This is a genomic window from Paenibacillus contaminans, from assembly GCF_003285015.1.
In the GTDB taxonomy this organism is placed as follows: Bacteria; Bacillota; Bacilli; order Paenibacillales; family NBRC-103111; genus Paenibacillus_V; species Paenibacillus_V contaminans.
Genome location: NZ_QMFB01000006.1, coordinates 57,586 through 76,194, shown reverse-complemented (window position 1 = coordinate 76,194; position 18,609 = coordinate 57,586). Strand labels below are relative to the sequence as shown.

At 49.0% G+C, this 18,609-nt stretch carries 12 protein-coding genes; 3 read left to right on the top strand and 9 right to left on the bottom strand.

Annotation, left to right across the window (positions count from 1 at the left end; translation table 11 throughout):
• Together DQG23_RS12345 and DQG23_RS12340 are read left to right on the top strand one after the other, a co-directional pair.
• Positions 1-228, top strand: coding sequence for a hypothetical protein (locus tag DQG23_RS12345; protein WP_113031156.1), 228 nt, complete (start codon positions 1-3; stop codon positions 226-228).
• A gap of 21 nt (positions 229-249) precedes the next feature.
• Positions 250-1,332: a GerAB/ArcD/ProY family transporter gene (locus DQG23_RS12340; RefSeq protein WP_113031155.1), complete on the top strand. Its 1,083-nt coding sequence runs from the start codon at positions 250-252 to the stop codon at positions 1,330-1,332.
• 108 nt (positions 1,333-1,440) lie between these two features.
• Here the strand turns inward: DQG23_RS12340 and DQG23_RS12335 are convergent, their stop codons facing one another.
• The 4 genes from DQG23_RS12335 to DQG23_RS12320 all read right to left on the bottom strand — a co-directional run bounded on the left by DQG23_RS12335 (position 1,441) and on the right by DQG23_RS12320 (position 7,361).
• Positions 1,441-2,319: a carbohydrate ABC transporter permease gene (locus tag DQG23_RS12335; protein WP_113031154.1), complete on the bottom strand. Its 879-nt coding sequence runs from the start codon at positions 2,317-2,319 to the stop codon at positions 1,441-1,443.
• Between the two features lie 15 nt (positions 2,320-2,334).
• Positions 2,335-3,264, bottom strand: coding sequence for an ABC transporter permease (locus DQG23_RS12330; protein WP_113031153.1), 930 nt, complete (start codon positions 3,262-3,264; stop codon positions 2,335-2,337).
• A 12-nt stretch (positions 3,265-3,276) separates the two neighbouring features.
• Positions 3,277-4,923 carry an extracellular solute-binding protein gene (locus DQG23_RS12325; RefSeq protein ID WP_113031152.1) on the bottom strand — a complete coding sequence of 549 codons (1,647 nt, stop codon included), beginning with the start codon at positions 4,921-4,923 and terminating at the stop codon, positions 3,277-3,279.
• 167 nt (positions 4,924-5,090) lie between these two features.
• A complete protein-coding gene (locus DQG23_RS12320; protein ID WP_158560428.1) occupies positions 5,091-7,361 on the bottom strand; it encodes a helix-turn-helix domain-containing protein in 2,271 nt (756 codons plus the stop codon).
• 372 nt (positions 7,362-7,733) lie between these two features.
• Here DQG23_RS12320 and DQG23_RS12315 point away from each other — a divergent pair, with 372 nt between their 5' ends.
• Positions 7,734-13,109: a glycoside hydrolase family protein gene (locus DQG23_RS12315; RefSeq protein WP_113031150.1), complete on the top strand. Its 5,376-nt coding sequence runs from the start codon at positions 7,734-7,736 to the stop codon at positions 13,107-13,109.
• A 43-nt stretch (positions 13,110-13,152) separates the two neighbouring features.
• Here DQG23_RS12315 and DQG23_RS12310 read toward each other — a convergent pair whose 3' ends face one another.
• The 5 genes from DQG23_RS12310 to alr form a co-directional block, all read right to left on the bottom strand.
• Positions 13,153-14,235 (bottom strand): sensor histidine kinase, encoded by a 1,083-nt coding sequence (locus tag DQG23_RS12310; protein WP_113031149.1) that lies wholly within the window; start codon positions 14,233-14,235, stop codon positions 13,153-13,155.
• A 119-nt stretch (positions 14,236-14,354) separates the two neighbouring features.
• On the bottom strand, positions 14,355-15,368 hold the full coding sequence (locus DQG23_RS12305; RefSeq protein WP_113031148.1) for an SGNH/GDSL hydrolase family protein: 1,014 nt from the start codon (positions 15,366-15,368) through the stop codon (positions 14,355-14,357).
• A gap of 42 nt (positions 15,369-15,410) precedes the next feature.
• Entirely contained in the window at positions 15,411-16,895 is a 1,485-nt protein-coding gene (locus DQG23_RS12300; protein ID WP_146762294.1) for a hypothetical protein, read from the bottom strand.
• A gap of 192 nt (positions 16,896-17,087) precedes the next feature.
• Positions 17,088-17,366, bottom strand: a complete 279-nt coding sequence (locus DQG23_RS12295; protein ID WP_113031146.1) for a hypothetical protein — start codon at positions 17,364-17,366, stop codon at positions 17,088-17,090.
• A gap of 61 nt (positions 17,367-17,427) precedes the next feature.
• Positions 17,428-18,594 carry an alanine racemase gene (alr, locus tag DQG23_RS12290; protein WP_113031145.1) on the bottom strand — a complete coding sequence of 389 codons (1,167 nt, stop codon included), beginning with the start codon at positions 18,592-18,594 and terminating at the stop codon, positions 17,428-17,430.
• Positions 18,595-18,609 lie beyond the last annotated feature (15 nt).

Genomic DNA, 18,609 nt, shown 5'->3' with positions numbered 1-18,609 from the left:
ATGCTGACCATCGCCGCTGTTTTTGCCGGACTAGGTTTCTTCGAATGGCGCTACCTACAGAAAAACAATAGGAAAGGCAGAACGATGCGTCTTGTTATGGGTACGGCCATTTTCTTGTTTCTCTGCTTGGAGATTCTGTATGCGGCAAGAGAACATTGGACGATCGTAACATTGATAGAAACGATTTTCGGCCCGCTCCAACATGCCGTGTCGGCGAATCGGGGATAAAACATAAAGGAGAGCCTTAAGGTGCAAAAGATCAGTCCGCTGCAGCTTTATATGTTATTCAGCCAGTTTCTTTACTCGACGACAATCGGATTTTATATTCGCCCGCTGGCTCAGCATGCCGGTTTTTCAGCATGGATATCCGTAGCGCTCGGCTTAGTATTGGGGCTGCTCCTTGTATATTGGTCTTATCGTCTGGCTATCAGAAGGCCGAGCCAAGCATTCGGGCAATACGGCCAATCGATTGTCGGAAAGTGGATTCATTATCCGCTGAGCATCGTGATGATCTTCTCTTTCCTGCTCGCTTCGGCGTTCGTGTTGCGGGAATTGGAGGATTTGGTCGCCGAATTTTATTTAAGGGATACGCCGAACTGGGCGATTGCCGCTTTGTTCGGATTATGCATATTCCGTGCGGTTCGATCAGGACTCGGAACCATATTCATTGGTGCTCAAGGCATCTTTTTCATAAGCATCATTACGATCGTCTCCGTCCCGCTGCTCGTCAGCCATAAGTTAAATATGCAAATGGCCGTTGCGCTGTGGACAAATTTCGATCCCCCGGGAATATGGAACGGCGCCCTTCTGATGACGGCTTTATTCGGCGAGATGGCAATTATACTGTTCTTTTTCCCCAGCTTCGCTCAAGCGGACAAGACGATGAAAGCGCTCGGCTGGGCGGCGGTCACTTCCGCGATCATTACGCTGACCGTCCTATTGGCGATTATTTTACTATTCGGCCCCGATTTGACGGCGAATTTGTCGGTACCGACGTTGGAGATGATCCGCTATATCAAATACGGCTCCTTTTTTGAAAACCTCGATCCGCTGCTAATCGTCTTCTGGCTCTACAGCATGTTTATCAAATGCAGCCTGTTTATGTATGCAGCCGTCATCGGATTGACCCATATTTTCGGGCTAAAAGACCATAAGCCGTTAAGCTCCTTTATGACCGCTGCGATGATTATCGTCTCTTTGGTTATGGTCCGGACCGGAATGGAGGTCGAACATTTTCTGCAGCATGGAGAGGTCGCTTTCCTGCTTTTCACGGAGCTGATTCCGGCAGTTTACCTTGCAGTCGACAGCATACGCTCTGCTCGGCGCGCGTAATACGCGAGGCTGCTTCCTGTTTACGAAGGCTGTAAAATTTCAGAAAAAAACCGCCTGTGCCTACAGACGGTCGCAATATGAACGAAGATTCGAATATCCTCTCTATCCTTACTCCTTCACCGCTCCGATCATGACGCCTTTCACGAAATACTTTTGCAGGAAAGGGTACAAAAACAAAACCGGCACGGTCGCAACGATTATGGCTGCGTATTTGATCGTTTCCGCAACGAGCGCTTTATTCATATCGCTGGCTCCGGTAGTCATCGCATCCGTGCTGTTGGTAATCAATATTTCCCTCAACACAAGCTGAAGCGGATACAAGTCGCGGTCACGCAAGTAAATTAGCGCATTGAACCAGGCGTTCCAATGACTTACCCCGTAGAACAGGATCATGACCGAAACGATCGGCATCGACAAGGGAAGAATGATCCGAAATAAGATCGTAAAATCGTTCGCTCCGTCGATTTTGGCTGATTCTTCCAAACTTGCGGGTATGCCCAGAAATGACGTTCTCATGATAATGAGATTATAGGTGCTGATCGCTCCCGGAATGATGAGCGCCCATCTCGTATTCAACATGCCCAGCTCGCTCACGAGTAAATAATTCGGAATAAGCCCGCCGCTGAAAAACATCGTAAACACGATCATCATCATAATAGGATTTTTCAGCATAAGCGTTCTCCGCGACAGTGCGTAAGCGCCGAAGGAGGTCATCAGCAAGTTGATCGCCGTACCGACCGCCACATAAAACAGCGTATTGGCGTAACCCACCGTTATCATCGGATTCGCAAAAACGAGACGATACGCCTCCAAGCTGAACCCCTGAGGAAACAGGATCAACCCCCGCATCCGGATCAATTCGGACGGATCGCTCAAGGAAGCGAACAATACGTACAAGAACGGGTACACGGTCCCTACGCACAATAACACTAAAAAGCCGGTGTTGCAGCTATCGAAGAGACGCTCTCCGAGACTTCTGTTACTCATACAAGTGTCCCCTCTTTACCATAATCCCGATTCGGTCTTCTTTCGGCTCCAGTAATTGGCTAAAAACAGCAAGGTCAGATTGATCAACGAATTAAACAAGCCGATCGCCGTCGTGTAGCTGTAATCCGATTCCAATATCCCCTTGCGGTATACGAATGTTCCGATTACGTCCGCCGTTTCGTACACGAGCGGATTGTACAGCAGCAGGATTTTGTCCGTTCCGACGACCATAAAGCTTCCGATTTGCAAAATCAGCATGATGATAATCGTCGGCATGATTCCCGGTATCGTGATGAAAAACATCTGCTTCAATCTTCCCGCTCCGTCAACCTTGGCAGCTTCATACAGCGAAGGATCGATATTCGTGATTGCCGCAAGAAATATGATCGAGCCCCAGCCGACATTTTGCCAAATACCCGAACCGATATAAATCGTTCTGAACCATTCCGGCATCCCCATGAAAGGAAGAGCCTCTATCCCGAAGAAAGCAAGCACCTGGTTGACAACGCCGTCACGAGCCAGAAAGTCGATCAACATGCCGGATATAACCACAATGGATATAAAATGCGGCAAATAAGTGATCGTTTGCACCCATCTTTTGAACATATTTCGGCGAACTTCATTTAATAGCAGGGCAAGCACGATAGCGGCCGGAAAAGCAAAGATCAGCTCATAAAGGCTCAGCAGCAGCGTATTCCGCAAAATCCTCCAGAAAAAAAAGCTGTCGAAAAAACTGACGAAATGATCGAATCCGACCCAGGGACTTCCGAAGAAACCCCTGGAGGGGGAATAATTTTTGAAGGCGATCTGTACCCCGTACATCGGCGCATAATGAAAAATCAAATAATATGCGGCCACCGGGAACAGCATGAGATATACGTATTTATTAGTCCGAACGTCTCGAAGTAGCCGTCTCGCGTAGCTGTTTTTATCGCTAGTCATCATGAAACGCTCCCGTTATCTCTTGTTATAGCGGTCTAATGCGGCCTGCTTGAGCTTGATCGCTTCGTCGACGCCCATTTTGTTGATCGTCTCGACATATTTATCGAAGCTGCTCAGCGGCTCCAAGCCCATAACAAATTTATTGAACATTTCCTGATAATACGTATTGATATCGTTCATCAGCGAAGACAGCTTGCCGCTTTCCTCCGCCGTTTGCGAAATGAGAGGTAGCAGCTTGGCGTGATCCGCTTTCGTCCAAACGGCGGAAGCTTGTTTTTGCTCGGGCATAACGATCGAATACTGCTCCGCCAAACGTTTGTCGTATACGTACGGACCGGAGAAGGTGCCGTGCGTGTATTTTGTCACCGCTTGCGCCAGCGTAAGCTTGTCAGGGTTGTTCGTCATGAGCTCGGTCAACTTGGGGTATCCGTTCTCCAGCTTATAACTCACATTCTCGGTCCCGAAATTGAACAGCAGGCTCCCGGCTTCTCCGTAAGCGTAATCCATCCATTTGACGATTTGCTCGGGGTTTTTGGTTTGCGCGCTGATTGCCGCCCCTCTGCCGGCAAAAGCGGTGTCCATCTGGCCGATCGATTTGCCGCCCGGCTCCAGCACCGGGTACGGCGTTCCGACAAGCTTGAAGCTCGGGTTGACTTTGGTTACCGCCGTTGTGTAAGTTCCGATTCCGTAACCGACATTCATGGCCATGGAGCCTACCAGTCCCTCGGTCATCTTGGCATCCTTCAATTTTTGGTCGATCGTCGCAAAATCTTTGTCGATTAACCCTTCTTTATACCAGCGATTCAAAAGCGTCAAATACTCCTTGAACTTGGGATCGGTCGGTCCGAATTTGATCTTTCCGCCGTCCGCATAAAACGTGGTGGTAATGCCGTATGCGCCGATGAAAGCATGTCCGACTTCCGCTACTTTCGGATCGAACAAAAGCGGAATCTCATCCTTCTTCCCATTCCCGTTAGGGTCTTTATCCCGGAAAGCGATCAGCACCTCTTCCCATTCCTTCAATGTGGCCGGCACCTTCAATCCGAGCTTATCCAGCCAGTCTTGCCGCATAGCCGGTCCGTTAAATACGCGGACGCTTTCGTCCGGGTTAAGATAAGGCATCACGTAAATATTGCCTTCGTCCGTCGTAATCAGCTTCTTAAATTCCGGATTGTCCTTCAGAAGCTTCGATAAATTAGGAGCATGCCGCTCAATGAGCTCGTTCAGGCGTATAATCTTTTTCTCGTTGATTGCATTGTCCGGACCTTTGGGAGCGATCGTCCATTGATATTCGATCACGTCCGGCAAATTACCCGAAGCGAGCAGCAAGTTAAGCTGTTCTTTGTCTTGTCCTACCGGCGGATGCTGGAATTCGACCTTGGTTCCCGTAATTTTCTCCAATTGCTTATAGACTTCCATTTCGGCAAACGATTTCATCGTACCGGCGACGCCGGCGTTCATCGCAACCCAATAAGTAAGGCTTGCCGGATACTTAACTTCTTCTTTAGACGCCGCTTCTTTCCCCGGGCTTGCACTAGCGGGCGGTGCCGATGGTTCCGAAGCGCTGCCGCCGCAGCCCGCCAATGCGCCGATCGCTAACGCGGATGTCGCCATCACGGCGATCCATTTTTTCTCATTCATTTTGTTTTTGTTTCCGTTCATGGAATGAGCCTCCCTTATCCTGTATAATCCGGCTGTCTTCGAGCCGCACCCTGATCATAGCGATGCCGGCCCATCCGGAAAATAATCCGATTGCAAGATCGGTCACCGCTCTTAATATTTCGAGGTATACAGTTTTAGCATCATGCAACCGAATTCAATCCGAGCGCCTATTCCTTCATCTCGCGATACTGCCCGGGCGTAATGCCTTCGATTTTTTTGAACACGCGTCCGAACCCGATATGGTTGGAATAACCGACCCTGCGGGAAATTTCCCCGATCGTCAAATCGCGGTCGGCCAGCATGCGCTTGGCTTGCTCCACGCGATATTCCGCGATTGAGTCCGAAATGTTTTTACCGGAATATCTTTTGAAGAAAGCGGATAAATACTGCGGCGTGATGCCGAACCGATCGGCGATCATCGTCAAGCTGAGGTTGCCGTCGTGGTAATGCTCCTCCACAAACTTCCGGATTCCGACGTACAAGCGTTCCCCTTGATCGGTGCGCTCGTCTTTGGCCGCCGCGCATATATCGTGAAGCAGACGTTTCACTTGCTCGAGCATGTCGGAAGCCGTATGACAGGACGCGAAATACGTAGACGGGTCTTCAAGCGCTGACGAAAAATGTCCCTCCGAACCGGATGCTTGTATGACTTTCAGAAGCGAAGCTAGTATTTCCAGAAAAAGAAACCTGCTCATTTCGGGCGAAATGGTGCCGATGGAGAAGTTTGCGTCGTAGATTTGGGTCAAAATATTGACCGCATTTGCATAATCGCCCGTTTTGGCGTAGTTAATCAGCAGCACTTCGAACTCCATCGGGTAATGATACAATTGCCCTTTGCCGCCGCTGTCCGGTTCATGGAAAATGATCGTATTGGAGCCCATAACAACCCGCCGTTCCAAGGCGAACAGCGCCTCCAGGTAACATTTCCAAATATGCTCCGGCTTGTCTTGCTTCCGGCTGACCGCAATCGTCAGATTGAAATGGAAGCGGGTTTCCGACTGCTCCTTCAGAACGAATATCCAATCATCCTCGCCGGCCAGAGGCTCGTTCTGTACATGCTCCAGCACGGCCAGCCGGTTCCGTTCCAGCTCGACCACGAAGCCGCGCCCTTCAAGAAGCTCCATGCTGATATTCGTCAGGATGAACCGGACAAGCGCCAGCTCCTGCTCGGTTTCGGATTTCATAAACCGTTTGCCGTCCTCGATATCGATCAAGAGCACGCGGAACGAGCGGTTCTCCAAGCTGACCTGCATAAAATCCAACGAAGCTTGATCCAAGGAGGAGATGTCGACATTGCCTTTAATAAGCCGGGAAATAAAGTTGGATTGAATGAGCGGCGCTTGTTTTTCAAGCGTGGTTTTGAGCGTTTTTTCTTCCTCGAACGATTTCAGCAATGTGCTGTTTATCATTTCGAATTCGTTCATTTTGCCGGCGCCTGAGGTTACGCTTCGTTTCTGGATCACGCGGATCAATTCGTTAATCGGTCTATAGTTCCGATAAGCCAAATAGAAGGAAATGGCAATTCCCGCAAAAACGCCGACGACAAGAAGCAAAACAAACACAAGCTTGACACGTTCAATTTGCTTCATGACCACTTCATTCGGCACGACCGAAACGTATTTCCACCCGTTCTCCCCGGTAGCGTAGGAAACGAGCAGTTTTTCACCGTCCTTGTCCATCTCGAACGATTCATTGCCGGTATTCAGCCTGTTTATTAATTCATCCGATACGTATTGCTGGTTGGGCGAAGAGACGAGCTTATTGCCGTTCCGATCTATGATAAAGGTCGAGCTGTTCCCGTCCCAATCGATACGCTTCAGCAAATCGAGAATTTTCTGTTCATTGATCAGAATGACGACCGACCCTTTCAGGTTCACGTTTTCTTCCACCGGAAGCGATTGGATGTAGGCAAGCATCCGCTGCGTGGAACCGTTTTCCGAAACGTCCGTCGAAAGAAATTTCTGGCTATTATGCCGGGAAAGCAATTGCGGCATGTCGCCGAGATGATCAAAATGCTGTATTTTTCTAAAATACAAGTCCTGATCGGTTTGCATCGTCGGCGTAACCACCATGCTGCGATCCGCCAAATAAATAAACAAGGAATCCAGAAAATCGTTTACCAGGATGAACGATCCCATATCCTTCATTAGCGCAATCAAACGGAGCTGAACATCCCCATGCCCGCTTGAGGCATTCGTAAGCAGCCATTGCATATTGGCATTCATGGCAAGCTGCAGGCTTAGCCGGTTCACTTCCTTGATTCTGCTGTCCGTCAATTGCCGGGCTTGTTCGAGCATCGCATAATTCGATTTGTTTACATTGCCGACAAGCGATTTTTCGAGCACCTTATATCCGGCAGCCCCGGCAATTGTCGGTACGATGAGGATGCAGAAATACGAAATTAATATGGCGGTTAGCACGCTTCTTCTACGCAGCAAAATCATTCCTCCAGACGGCCCGTACCCTATCGTTGCGCCACGGAAGGATCCCGTCCAGGGATCCCCGAATGTTATTTTTAATAACTATATCAGGTGTTAAAGGCAGTGCAAAGAGCCGCCAAATGAATACTCCGGCATATAAAAAACGGAGTTCCCCGTACTGGAGCGGTTTGCGGGACTGTCGTACCGTAAGCGATATTAAATTTAGTTGCCTCACTTATACAATAGATACCTGCCCGATTTGAGAAATTATGCATTTTGTATACCGAAATGTAATTGTTCGCGCTTTAATTGTGAAGCTTGTATCCGCTATAGTGGCTGTGAGTCGGCCTTCAAGGCCGGCAATAAAAACGAAGGAAAGGAAGCGTTTACATGTCAGCAAGCAAAAGTAGGAAATGGTTGGCTTGCCTATTGATCGCGTCGATGCTGGTTGCTTGGATACCGTGGTCCAAAGCGGAGGCGGCGGGAGCCGTATTAATCGATGACGATGCGCACAGCTTATCTGCGGCAGGCTGGACAAGACAGTACGCACCAAGAGCAGGCAATTATATGACGGATGCGCCGAATTCGCTCGGCAATCCGTCGGATATTCCGATGAAACAGGTTTTACGCGGGCAGTATTTGTTTTACAGCTCGGCAAACGGGCTCAGCAATACGATTAAGAAAGAGGTTCCGATAGGATCGGGAAGGTGGTACATCGAATTTGAGGCGCGTATTGCGGATTTGATTATGCCGTCCGACAATCCCGCCTGGAACGGCTTCACTGTGGACACCGTTGCAGCCGGCAAACGTTATCGCGTTACGTTCAACAGCAAAACCGGCGATATGGACTCCGCATTCAAAGTGCTGATTATGAAAAATAGCTCAAGCGCTTATGAGGAAACCTTGGTCAAGCTCGATGATTTCGCCGATGTTCATAAATGGGGAATTGAATATGACGGGGAATCAACCCTGACCGTAACGCTGGACGGCAAAAAAATCGCTAGATCGTCCGGCGTTAATATAGCAACCGGATTTGTCGATCAAGTACTGCTGTATAATAGCTCGACGTCACTGCAATCAGGAACGAACGAGGTCTATTTGTACAGCTATAAACTTGTGAAAGGAGAAAAATTACGGTACAGCGAACAAACGGTGAACGACGAGGCATTAAGCTTCGCAGCCGCAGGATGGACGGCAACTGTTCCGCAGCAAGGTCAATATATTATCGACAGCGACCATTCCCAGGGCAACCCCGACTCGGTGCCGCTCAAGCCGGTATCCAAAGGGCAATACTTGTTTTACGGCGATGAAACGGCAACCGCCTCCTCCCCTGCTGCGATATCCAAATCGTTGCCTATCGGTAGCGGAGCCTGGACTTTGCAGTTCAAAGCGCGGATTATCGATTTGATGGCTCCTGCCGCAACCGGTGCGGATACCGGATTCATCGTCCAGGTCGCGGCCAATCAGAAGGCGTACAAACTGGTATTCAACGACCGGGATAAAATAACGGCGGTTAAAGCCGATCATGGCGGCTCATACAGTCAGAAACGGATTGACATGCCTACGGACGATTTATTTCACGCTTGGACCATTTCCTATGACGGTAACGGATCCATCTATGTGGATGTTGACGGAAAAGCAATTGCGGAATTCGGCGGGATGGGAATGAGTACTTCCGCGAATGACGGGATTTCCCTGTTCAGCGCCGCTCAGAACCGACTGTCCGGCACAACGGAAGTATACATGGATTCGGTTCAGCTTACGACAAGCGTGATGCCGGCTTGGGCGCAAACCAAATCGGATGCTTATTCGGCCGAGAAAGCCGTAAACGTGTTGACGGATTTCTCGGAACGGCTGTCGGATCGGAATTGGGTACGTTCGGCTGCTCCCGCGAACGGTAACTATATTTCTGACTTTGCCAATTCGCTCGGCAATCCGAACAATATTCCGATGCTTGCAATTCCACAAAGCCAGTACTTGTTCTACGCTTCTTCATCCGGCACTGCCAGCTCGATTACCGCCAGCCCCTTAAGCATCGGCGCCGGTCCATGGTTCCTGGAGCTTGACGCCAATATCGCCGATCTGATCACGCCTTCGGCCACCCCCATTTCCAACGGGTTATCCGTCGAAGTAATCGCCAATGCCAAGAAATACAAAGTGACCTTTAACAGTATGGGATCGAACGGGAGTATGAAGCTGCTTGTGTTGAAGGACGCCGGCGGGAACGTCGCGGAGAGTCAGATTACACTTCCTCCGGACGGAACGTTCCATAAGTGGGGAATCGGTTTTGACGGCGGCTCAACGCTGTCGGTCATTCTCGACGGCCAAATCGTCACGCGTGTTTCCGGAGTAAACGTGCCGGATACTGCCCCGGATCGGATCGTCCTGTATAATAACGCTGCCGATCTACAGTCAGGCACGAACGAGGTTTATTTGGATTATTTGAAGCTGGATAAAACAAACGTGCCGGACTGGGTATTCGCAGCGATTGACGATAACGGTGAAAATTTGAGTCTGAGCGGATGGACGAGATCGAATAATCCGGCCGGCGGAAATTATATTACCGATTACCCGAATTCGCTTGGCAACCCGAATCAGGTCCAGATGCTGCCGGTTTCTTCCGGCGAATATTTATTTTATAGCTCGCAAAACGGCCAATACAGCCATATTTCCAAAGATGCCTATATCGGATCGGGCTCCTGGTATACGCAGCTGGAGGCGCGGATCGCAGACTTGCCTACCCCTTCTTCCAATCATGCCTGGCGAGGGTTCTCGGTGGATATAACGGCGAACGCCAAGCGTTACAGGCTTTCCTTAAACGGCAAAGATTCGAACGGGAATATAAACATCTACCTATTGAAGCCGGGAAATACGTATGAAAGGAAGCAAGCAGCCTTGCCGACGAGCGGCGGACTCCACAAATGGGGCATCTATTTTGACGGTACCAATAAAATATCCGTGGATCTGGACGGAACGGTAGTTGCTTCATTCACCTATTCGAGTATAGCCGTTACCGGCGCGGACGGCATAAAGCTGTTTGCCGACACGAGTAATCTGCAGTCAGGCACGACCGAGGTGTATGTCGACTCGATTCGGCTTCTGCGCAGCTTCAAACCGAAGCTTCACGTGCCTAACCTTACCTGGAACACGCTTCTAAACGACGATGCCTCCAGTTTAAGCGCCGCAGGCTGGACTTCAAGCACGCCGCCGCGAACCGGCGTATACATGATCGACGATGAGCCGAACTCGCTCGGCAATCCGAACGGGGTATCGCTGAAGCCGGTTCCGTCCGGTCAATATTTGGCCTATGCCGACGATACGTCGACCAGCGGACATTACAGCAGCATGAAGCGCAATGTCACACTCGGCGCTTCCGCATGGACGCTGCAGTTCGACGCCAAAATCGTCGATCTTGCGAAAGCGACGAACTACTATTTATGGAAGGGGCTCGCTTTTAACATCTATGCGAACAACAAGCGGTATATGGTAGCGCTTAACAGCTACGATCCCGCCAAAGGAACGATCAAGGTTTTCTTGATCACGAACGGCACGAACAGCTTCAAGGAACGGGAAGTCTACCTCCCGACGGACCAAAACTTCCACAAATGGGAAATCGTCTACGATGGAGACGGAGGCCTCTATCTCGGTTTGGACGACAATCTGATCGTCCAAGCGAATGATTCGGGAATTGCCGCCGCAGTCAGCGACAACATTACGATCAATAATTTGGCCAAGGACGTATATACGACGGGAACCAACGAGGTTTACATCGACCATATCAAGCTGACGCAAAATAAAATTCCGGACTGGATCAACTATTACCCGAACATCTCCGGAGTTACGGTCAAGCCGGAGGCCAGTTCAAGCGCCATACCGGTCGTTGTTAATATCGGAGGAGCCGATCCGGGCTGGTTCGCGAATCCGAACGTGCAGGTGCAAGCCAGCGTACTGGATGGAACGGGTTTGTTAGTCGCAAGCGGCAGCCATCCGCTCGATGCCCCCACTGTCAGCATGAACGTATATGGCGGCGGCGGATCGGGCGTGCGCCGGCTTGTCGTCGAGCTGCTGAACGGCGGAGTTTCGGTGGATAAAGTAATGAAAGAAGTCGATCTGTTCCCCGCCGTCACGGCCGTAGCGCCCGAATCCGCGCTCACTTCCGTTTCAGACGCCGTCTACTTGTTCACGGCCGTCGATCAAATGACGAACGGCAGCGGACAGCAAGCGGTTTCGGCTGGTTGGCAAAAAGCCGGCTATGTTTATAAGGGTTTGGAGGAGGGCGTTACGGCGAACGTGTACAGTATTATCGAAAGCACGGCTGCCGCTCAAACCTTAACGCTGCCCGTCGATTTATACGGCTGGTTCGGCGTTTATGTCGGCTATGCCTCGGGAACGGAGCGGTTCGATGTCGCGGACGGCAGCGGAACGAAAACAATCTCTTTCGAGCCGGTTCATGCGAAACGCTTATACAGCGAGCAGACGATCGGCGAAGAGTTCGTAACGGCCGCGAACTTCAACGGGCGAACGCTAAGCTTCACCCCGTCTCCCGGCAAGAAGGCGAGAATCGCCTATATTAAATTGCGCGGTTTGACAACAGAGGACATTGCGGAATATACAGCCGCGGATGAAGGCAGTCTCGGCAAAAGAGCGATTTACAACAATGATGGGTATACGCATTTTTCATCCTTAAAATACAATAACGTTGCTGCTCTTCAAAACAAAGCGGTGAACATGTTTGCCGGAACGGACGTCGGCGGTGTCGACTGGGCGCTCGGAACGACCATGCAGTTGAATTACGATAGCCAATACGCGGGGATACCATTCGATTCGTTTACGGAAGACGACCCCACGCTGCGGGAAATCGATATGCTGGCTAAGGGAACGATTCAAAATATTTATGACGAAAGCGGCAAATGGGCGCCTGAGGTTCTCGCACAGAGCGCTTCCGCCAATGGAATCGACCTTAACATTTCGCTGCGAATGAACGCTTTTTACAGCATGACGTCGTTCCCAGCGCTTAACGGGCAGTTGTATAACGATTACACCGGGACTCCATACGAAGCAAGACAGCTGGATGCCAACAATAATCCGACGTTCCGGCTCAGCTACTACTATTCCTCTTTCAGGGATTATATCAAGAACATTTTATCGGAAGTCGCGGCCATTCCCAACGTCAGCGGGGTGAACCTTGATTTCGGCAGATACCCGTACTTGTTCGGGAATGAATTGACCGACGTTGCAAGCAGAAAATCGATTATTACGCAATTGATGAGCGAAATCCGGACAGCTTTACCGAATAAAACGATAAGCGTGCGTATCCCATACTGGAACTACGAAAGCTACGGGCTGGATCCGCAAGCTTGGATCGATCAAGATTTGATCGATATTCTGATTCCGTCGAACATCTCATACGAGGATTTCTTCGATATTTCTCCGTTCATGAGCATGGTCGAAGGCTCGAATGTCAAGCTCTATGCCGGAATTGTCAGCGATCTATCGGGAACGGATTTAACGAAGGAACAAGAAGCGATCATCCGCAACGGCGGAACCGTCGAAAACACGAAGCGGACGCTCAGCAAAACCCAGTACCAGAAACGGGCGTACGATGTTTACGAAGCGGGCGCCGACGGGGTTTACATTTTCAACGACTGGTGGAACGGCAAAGGAATCGTCGGCCTGCTGGGAGATAAAGTTAAGGTGCATAAATGGCATTATTTCGATTACTACAGCCAGTTAATCGAGAATCCGGTGTTTATTACGGCGCCATAATTAGGTTAGTACACCATCAAGTCTAAAACTAGGAATTGATGACCTATTTACGAAAGCAAACACGGAGTATTTTGAGCTGGCTGGTCATCTGGTTGAATTGCTGAAACAAGTAATAAAATTCATCTTTATTTGTATGAGCGAGATTCGTATCGAATTGGCCGACTTCCACCTTTTTGAAAGCTTGCATCATCTTCCGAAGCGGCTTATGAATAAAACGATACAGCAGGAACGAGGCAATGACAAACACGATAATAGATGCGACAGATAAGACTATCAGCCATTCCTTGAAAGAGTGAACAGGCAGCAAAATTTGATCCTCTTCGACGACCGTGACAAGCGACCAGTTGGGCAGTTCAAACGCTTTGGTAAAGCGGAGATAGTTTTTATCGTCGATTCGAAAAGCGTTCCCCTCATGCGCAGAGCTGTTTAGATTAAACGACATGACTTCATCCGTTGCGCCGACGGCCGGAATGACCGAGGGTGTATTCGTTTCGTTGCTCCAGATGAACACCGTACCGTTGCCGGTCGAATTCAGGCTGCCGAGATCGACGCTTATTTTTGAAATAGATAGCTCGACGATCATTAAGTAATTAATCTTGGTCATGTAAGGAACGCCCAGTACAAAAAAAATACGACCATCGATTGAAGTCAACCCCGAAGCAGAAGCCTTATTCGTAAGAAACCGGGAAAATTCATCCTGATCGATGTCTTTCATGCCGGTGGACGAGGAAATTCGTCTTTCGATGCTAGGAATAATCACGAAAGCTTCCTTAATGTACCTGCTCGATTCTGAAAGCGTACGTAATTTCGACTGCAGATCGTTAATCGCTTTCGCCCGTTCGTAATCCCTTAGCGTGTCCGGGCGAATGCTGATGCTCTGCAAATCCGGATCATCCGCCAGGTCCTTCTGCAGTTTGGCGATACGTTCCAATTCCGAGTCCGTCGCGGATACGAAATAATCCGACTTCTGTTCCATCAACATTAAAATTTGCTGTCTGATTATGTCAACACCCGAATTGCTCATTAAAGAGACAATAATGTAAATCGGAATGAGTACAATGAGGACAACTGTGAACAGCTTCAGCAAAATCCCATATCGGAATGGGAAAAATGTCGATAGTTTCATGTATCCGTCCCCTTTTTTCCATCATCGCTATAATCCATCCTAACATATCGTCAGCAGGGGCAGCCAAATCTAAATTTGGCTTGCCCCTGGTTCTACGCGCAGCGCATTATGCTCGCTGATTATGGAATTAAGTGACCAAATGCTTTGAAATAAATAGTATGACCGTAATCGCCCGGATGATTAACGTTGTTCAACAGCATGCTTTCATGGGATTTGCCCGCTTGAAGTTCCTGCATCCACAGCGCATGCACATCGGCGACGCCTGTCCCAAGCTCCCTGCTCAGCCGCAGCAGAATGTCCGCATAGATGGCCAGATCGCCGCTGGAATGTTTCCAGAGCGGATTCGAAATGCAGGGCGTAACAAGTACGATTTCCGCATCCGTCTTCCTCTGAATCTGCAATACCATCTTCCTAATATTCTCCTCGAATATTCCTGGCGGAATGCCGTTCCGGATATCCGGTCCCATCGTACATTGATCGTTCATGCCGTAACCGATGCTTACCAAATCGGGCTTAAGCGCAATCACGTCCTGCTCTAATCGTTCCAGAGCAGTCGTGCTGCCTTCACCCCCCAGCGCTTTATTGATGACCTCCAATTCCGCTTCGGGATAACGCGCTCTCAGATCATCGGCGAACAGGTTATAGAAAGCGAATTCATCCCTGCTGGCATCGCCGCCAGCGCTAATGCTGTCGCCGAATACGATGTAGCGCAGCGGTTGTCCGGCTTCTAGCTTCCGGATCAGACGGTCTAATGTGTTCACCGGAGCAAGAACGGATATCCCTTCATTTACTTCGTCTTCCGACTCATAATCGTAGTCAATATAAATCATATAATCACGATTGCTGTAATCCGGATAATCTCTGTGATCAAAGCCTTTTATGCCGTATACAGGATGATTACCCCAATCCGGGATCCGGCTGCGCCTCGTTCTACTGATCGTACCTGCCTTGCAATCGATGACGTAATCCTCACCCTCAACGTAAACCACATTGCCTTTATCCGTTGAAACAGCATGGCTTCGGGCATATACGCCTGGTTGAATGCCAGAATAGCGTAATTTCTGCCCTTTCTCTTCCACTAGTACAATCGTTTCCATAAGCTGCCGCTTGATGTATGGGTTGTCAATTGTCATGTTGAATAGTACCTCCTGGTTCCTAATCGCTTGTGACGGCAATTAAGGATAAGCGGTCGCCGTTAATGTCCCTGCATCGCTTACCGTTATTTTATAGCTTGTATTATTGGGAGATTTCAGAATGAACCCTTCTCCCGGTGCGTCAAGTGCCGCATTTATCTGATTAATAAACGACGCACGTTCAACGGTGTCGCCTTCCGCGGTCAACCCTAGTCCTGTTACCAGTATGGACCCCCCGCTTCCTACGATTTGAAAACCAGCTCGTACGGCCGATACCGGAGCAGTAACCGATTTTACGATGCGTCTCCACTCTGTGGTCGAGAGGTCCGCGAGCACGATCAAGTCTTCCGCCACAACATTATTTGCTGCATCGACCCATACGACAGATACTTTCTGTTCCAAATTCCCCGTCGTGTATTTTGCCCAGCCGCTGAACACAAGCGAAGCGCCTCCGAACACCGGAAATTTGGAGGAATAGATGTAGGATATTCCCGAGGTTACCTTTACCTCAATGCACGAGCGGAAGCCCGCCGGCACGTCTGCCGTATTTTTGCGAAAATAGACTGTTCCAGTTCCCGTATAGACATACATATTCCAGTCTGACTTCTGATCCGTATCGGATGCCGTAGACATATTTTCACCTGTCGTGTCTACGCTTGCAGCAATATTTAGATTGCGGTCCTGATCGTTAATATTGGATTCGTAAGTAACTCCGGATACGACTTTCGTAAAACGCGTGTTTTGCACATATACATTTTCCCTGCGCGCACTTGTCACTTTATTGGCGGTCCATTCACTGAAATAGGACTTGTCGATATTCACGCGGAATTTGGGCGCTGCCGCCAAACCATTTATAATATAGGCAGGAGAATCGAAACCGGCGGCCCGTTTGGCAAAAAAAGTATTGAGGTTTAACCTGCCCTCGGCCCCGGGAGCGATTTCAAATAAATTTTTGTTAATGCCGCCCTGATATCCCGCATCGTCTTGCGTTATTGTGGCTTTGCCATCGATATATCCCCATGTGCTCCCAATTTCGATCGAGCAATTGGTGAGAATAAAGTTATTGCCTTTGAAACCGTAACCTTCCGTGCTGGAAACTTTAAGAATTTCGCACGAATCAATGGATAACACACTATCTTTCGCATAGAAGCAATAAGCATTCACCGCCGAATAGGGACTGGAGGCGACGGTATCCCATTCGCTTGGGCCACAGTCGAACAACCCGCCTATAATTTTCAGTATGCCGTTTGGCTGATTGAGAATGAGGCAGTTCTGCACAGCTCGGAAATGAATGCCGTATATAAAATTCTCGCTCTGCGGAGCGTCAAGCGGATTGGGATCGTCCAGGTATGCGCCATACTGGATACCTACCTGGCAGCGGTTGACCTGCAGCCCATAAACTTTAATATGCTCCGCAGGCCTCGACGCACTTATCGATACCCAGTGTATGCCGCATTTGTAAGGCTTAAAGCCCGCACCGACCCTGATGTTGTACAGGTTCAAATACAAGCCGGAAATCGCCAGCACGCAATCTCTCATCTCTTCCGTATCAGTGCTTTCAGAAATTCCGAAAAGCCAATAACCGTTAAAATCAATATTTTGATCGCTACCCGTCATTTTGACTGACTTAACATTGTAGTTTCTCGTGAATATGACAGGTCTTCCCGAGTCAAAAGCGGCTTGTACGCAGTCGGTATCATCGAAGCCGGTCCCAACTTTCTAATAGTCCGGCGAAACGGCACGGCTGCCAAATTCCAAATCGATCCGCGTAAAATTTTCGTTCACGTCAGTCACGTCGATCGGAGTCGTCCGTTTAAGCTTTAGGTTGTCTGTTAAAGTCGTTGCGGCAAAAGTCGATTTTCCCGATACCAAGAATGCCGCCGTCGCAACGCCAAGAGCCCCGATCATCTTTCGCCTGCTTATTCCCGCCGGTTTCACGTTTGCCGCCTCGTGTCCCGAAGCTTCCGTTTTCTGCTTGTTTTCCTCATTCATATTCACATTCTCTTCCTCCAATCATATTGGAATTTAATATGTTGGCCTTAGCTTCCTGCATCTTCCTTTATTCGCTTTCCTCAATTGCCCAAATTCCCCCATCTCTCCAGTATATATAGGGCACAGAAGAAGGATTGATAGAAGTCCACAATTGTGCGGATGAAATGTCTAATCGCTGGCATATTTCGTTCACCGTGATTTCTTCTCCTCCCTGCTTACCGATTAGAGTTACTTCATCGCCAACCGAAACCCCAGGCACATCCGTAACATCAATGCGAATATGCTCAAGACTTATTGAACCTCTTATCGAACATCTTTGTCCGCGAACAAGTACGGTATTATCTTTATTTTTAGCGGACAGCCCATCTCCTAAGCCTATAGGCGCCACTCCGAACACACTATCCCTTGTCAAAGTGTAAACACCAATCTGCTCGCCTTTTTTATAGTTTTTCACGGATATAAGTTTGGATCGAAGCGCCTTAAAAGCATTCTGAAGGTGAAGGTCTATTTTACGAATCATAGGCTCTGGATCGCTAAACAGTCCCCCGCCTATGGAAATACAGTTCATCCAGGTCTGCGGCATTGAAATAGCAGCAGGACTGCTTGCGGCTTGAAAATAGGGAATATTACATCCGGATTGTTTCAAACGCGTTGCCAGTCCTTCAAACCTCTCCCACTGTTGGTCTACGAATGCCCGGTCACTCGGGTCTCCTAGAGCTGCTCTCGCTCCAATATGAGTATATATTCCATCAATAATGTAGGGGGTATGGTTATTTATAAATGCAACCATTGTCTCCACCTCTTCCAACGGCACACCAAGCCTGCCCAAGCCGGTTTCAACCTTAATCCAAATCTTTAATGGAACGTCTTCTCTTAAATAAGCCTGGTACAATTGAGGGTCATTTGCGTTATAAAAGGTAGGCATTAAATTATGCTCCGCATAGAGATGTGCTGATTGTGGAAATGAATTTCCAAACACTTGAATTGGAGCTGTTATGCCACTCTTTCTAAGCTTCCTGCCGTCTTTTACACTTCCTACAGCCAAAATTGGAATTCCATTACTAACTAAATGATGGGCTAACGGCACAAGACCATGTCCGTACCCGTGAGCTTTAATTGCACCAATGATGATTGCGCGTCCCTCTAGCATTTGTGTATATTCGCGTACATTATTTGTTACAGCATCAAGATCAATTTCTACCCAAGTCGGACGAGCTAATTGATTGATTTCCATTTTGTCTCCCCTCTT

Excerpts from the sequence above, each read along its gene's own strand:
- DQG23_RS12310 (WP_113031149.1), bottom strand. The coding sequence starts at position 14,235 with ATGAAACTATCGACATTTTTCCCATTCCGATATGGGATTTTGCTGAAG.
- DQG23_RS12345 (WP_113031156.1), top strand. The coding sequence starts at position 1 with ATGCTGACCATCGCCGCTGTTTTTGCCGGACTAGGTTTCTTCGAATGG.
- DQG23_RS12305 (WP_113031148.1), bottom strand. The coding sequence starts at position 15,368 with ATGACAATTGACAACCCATACATCAAGCGGCAGCTTATGGAAACGATT.
- DQG23_RS12315 (WP_113031150.1), top strand. The coding sequence starts at position 7,734 with ATGTCAGCAAGCAAAAGTAGGAAATGGTTGGCTTGCCTATTGATCGCG.
- DQG23_RS12330 (WP_113031153.1), bottom strand. The coding sequence starts at position 3,264 with ATGATGACTAGCGATAAAAACAGCTACGCGAGACGGCTACTTCGAGAC.
- DQG23_RS12335 (WP_113031154.1), bottom strand. The coding sequence starts at position 2,319 with ATGAGTAACAGAAGTCTCGGAGAGCGTCTCTTCGATAGCTGCAACACC.
- DQG23_RS12325 (WP_113031152.1), bottom strand. The coding sequence starts at position 4,923 with ATGAACGGAAACAAAAACAAAATGAATGAGAAAAAATGGATCGCCGTG.
- alr (WP_113031145.1), bottom strand. The coding sequence starts at position 18,594 with ATGGAAATCAATCAATTAGCTCGTCCGACTTGGGTAGAAATTGATCTT.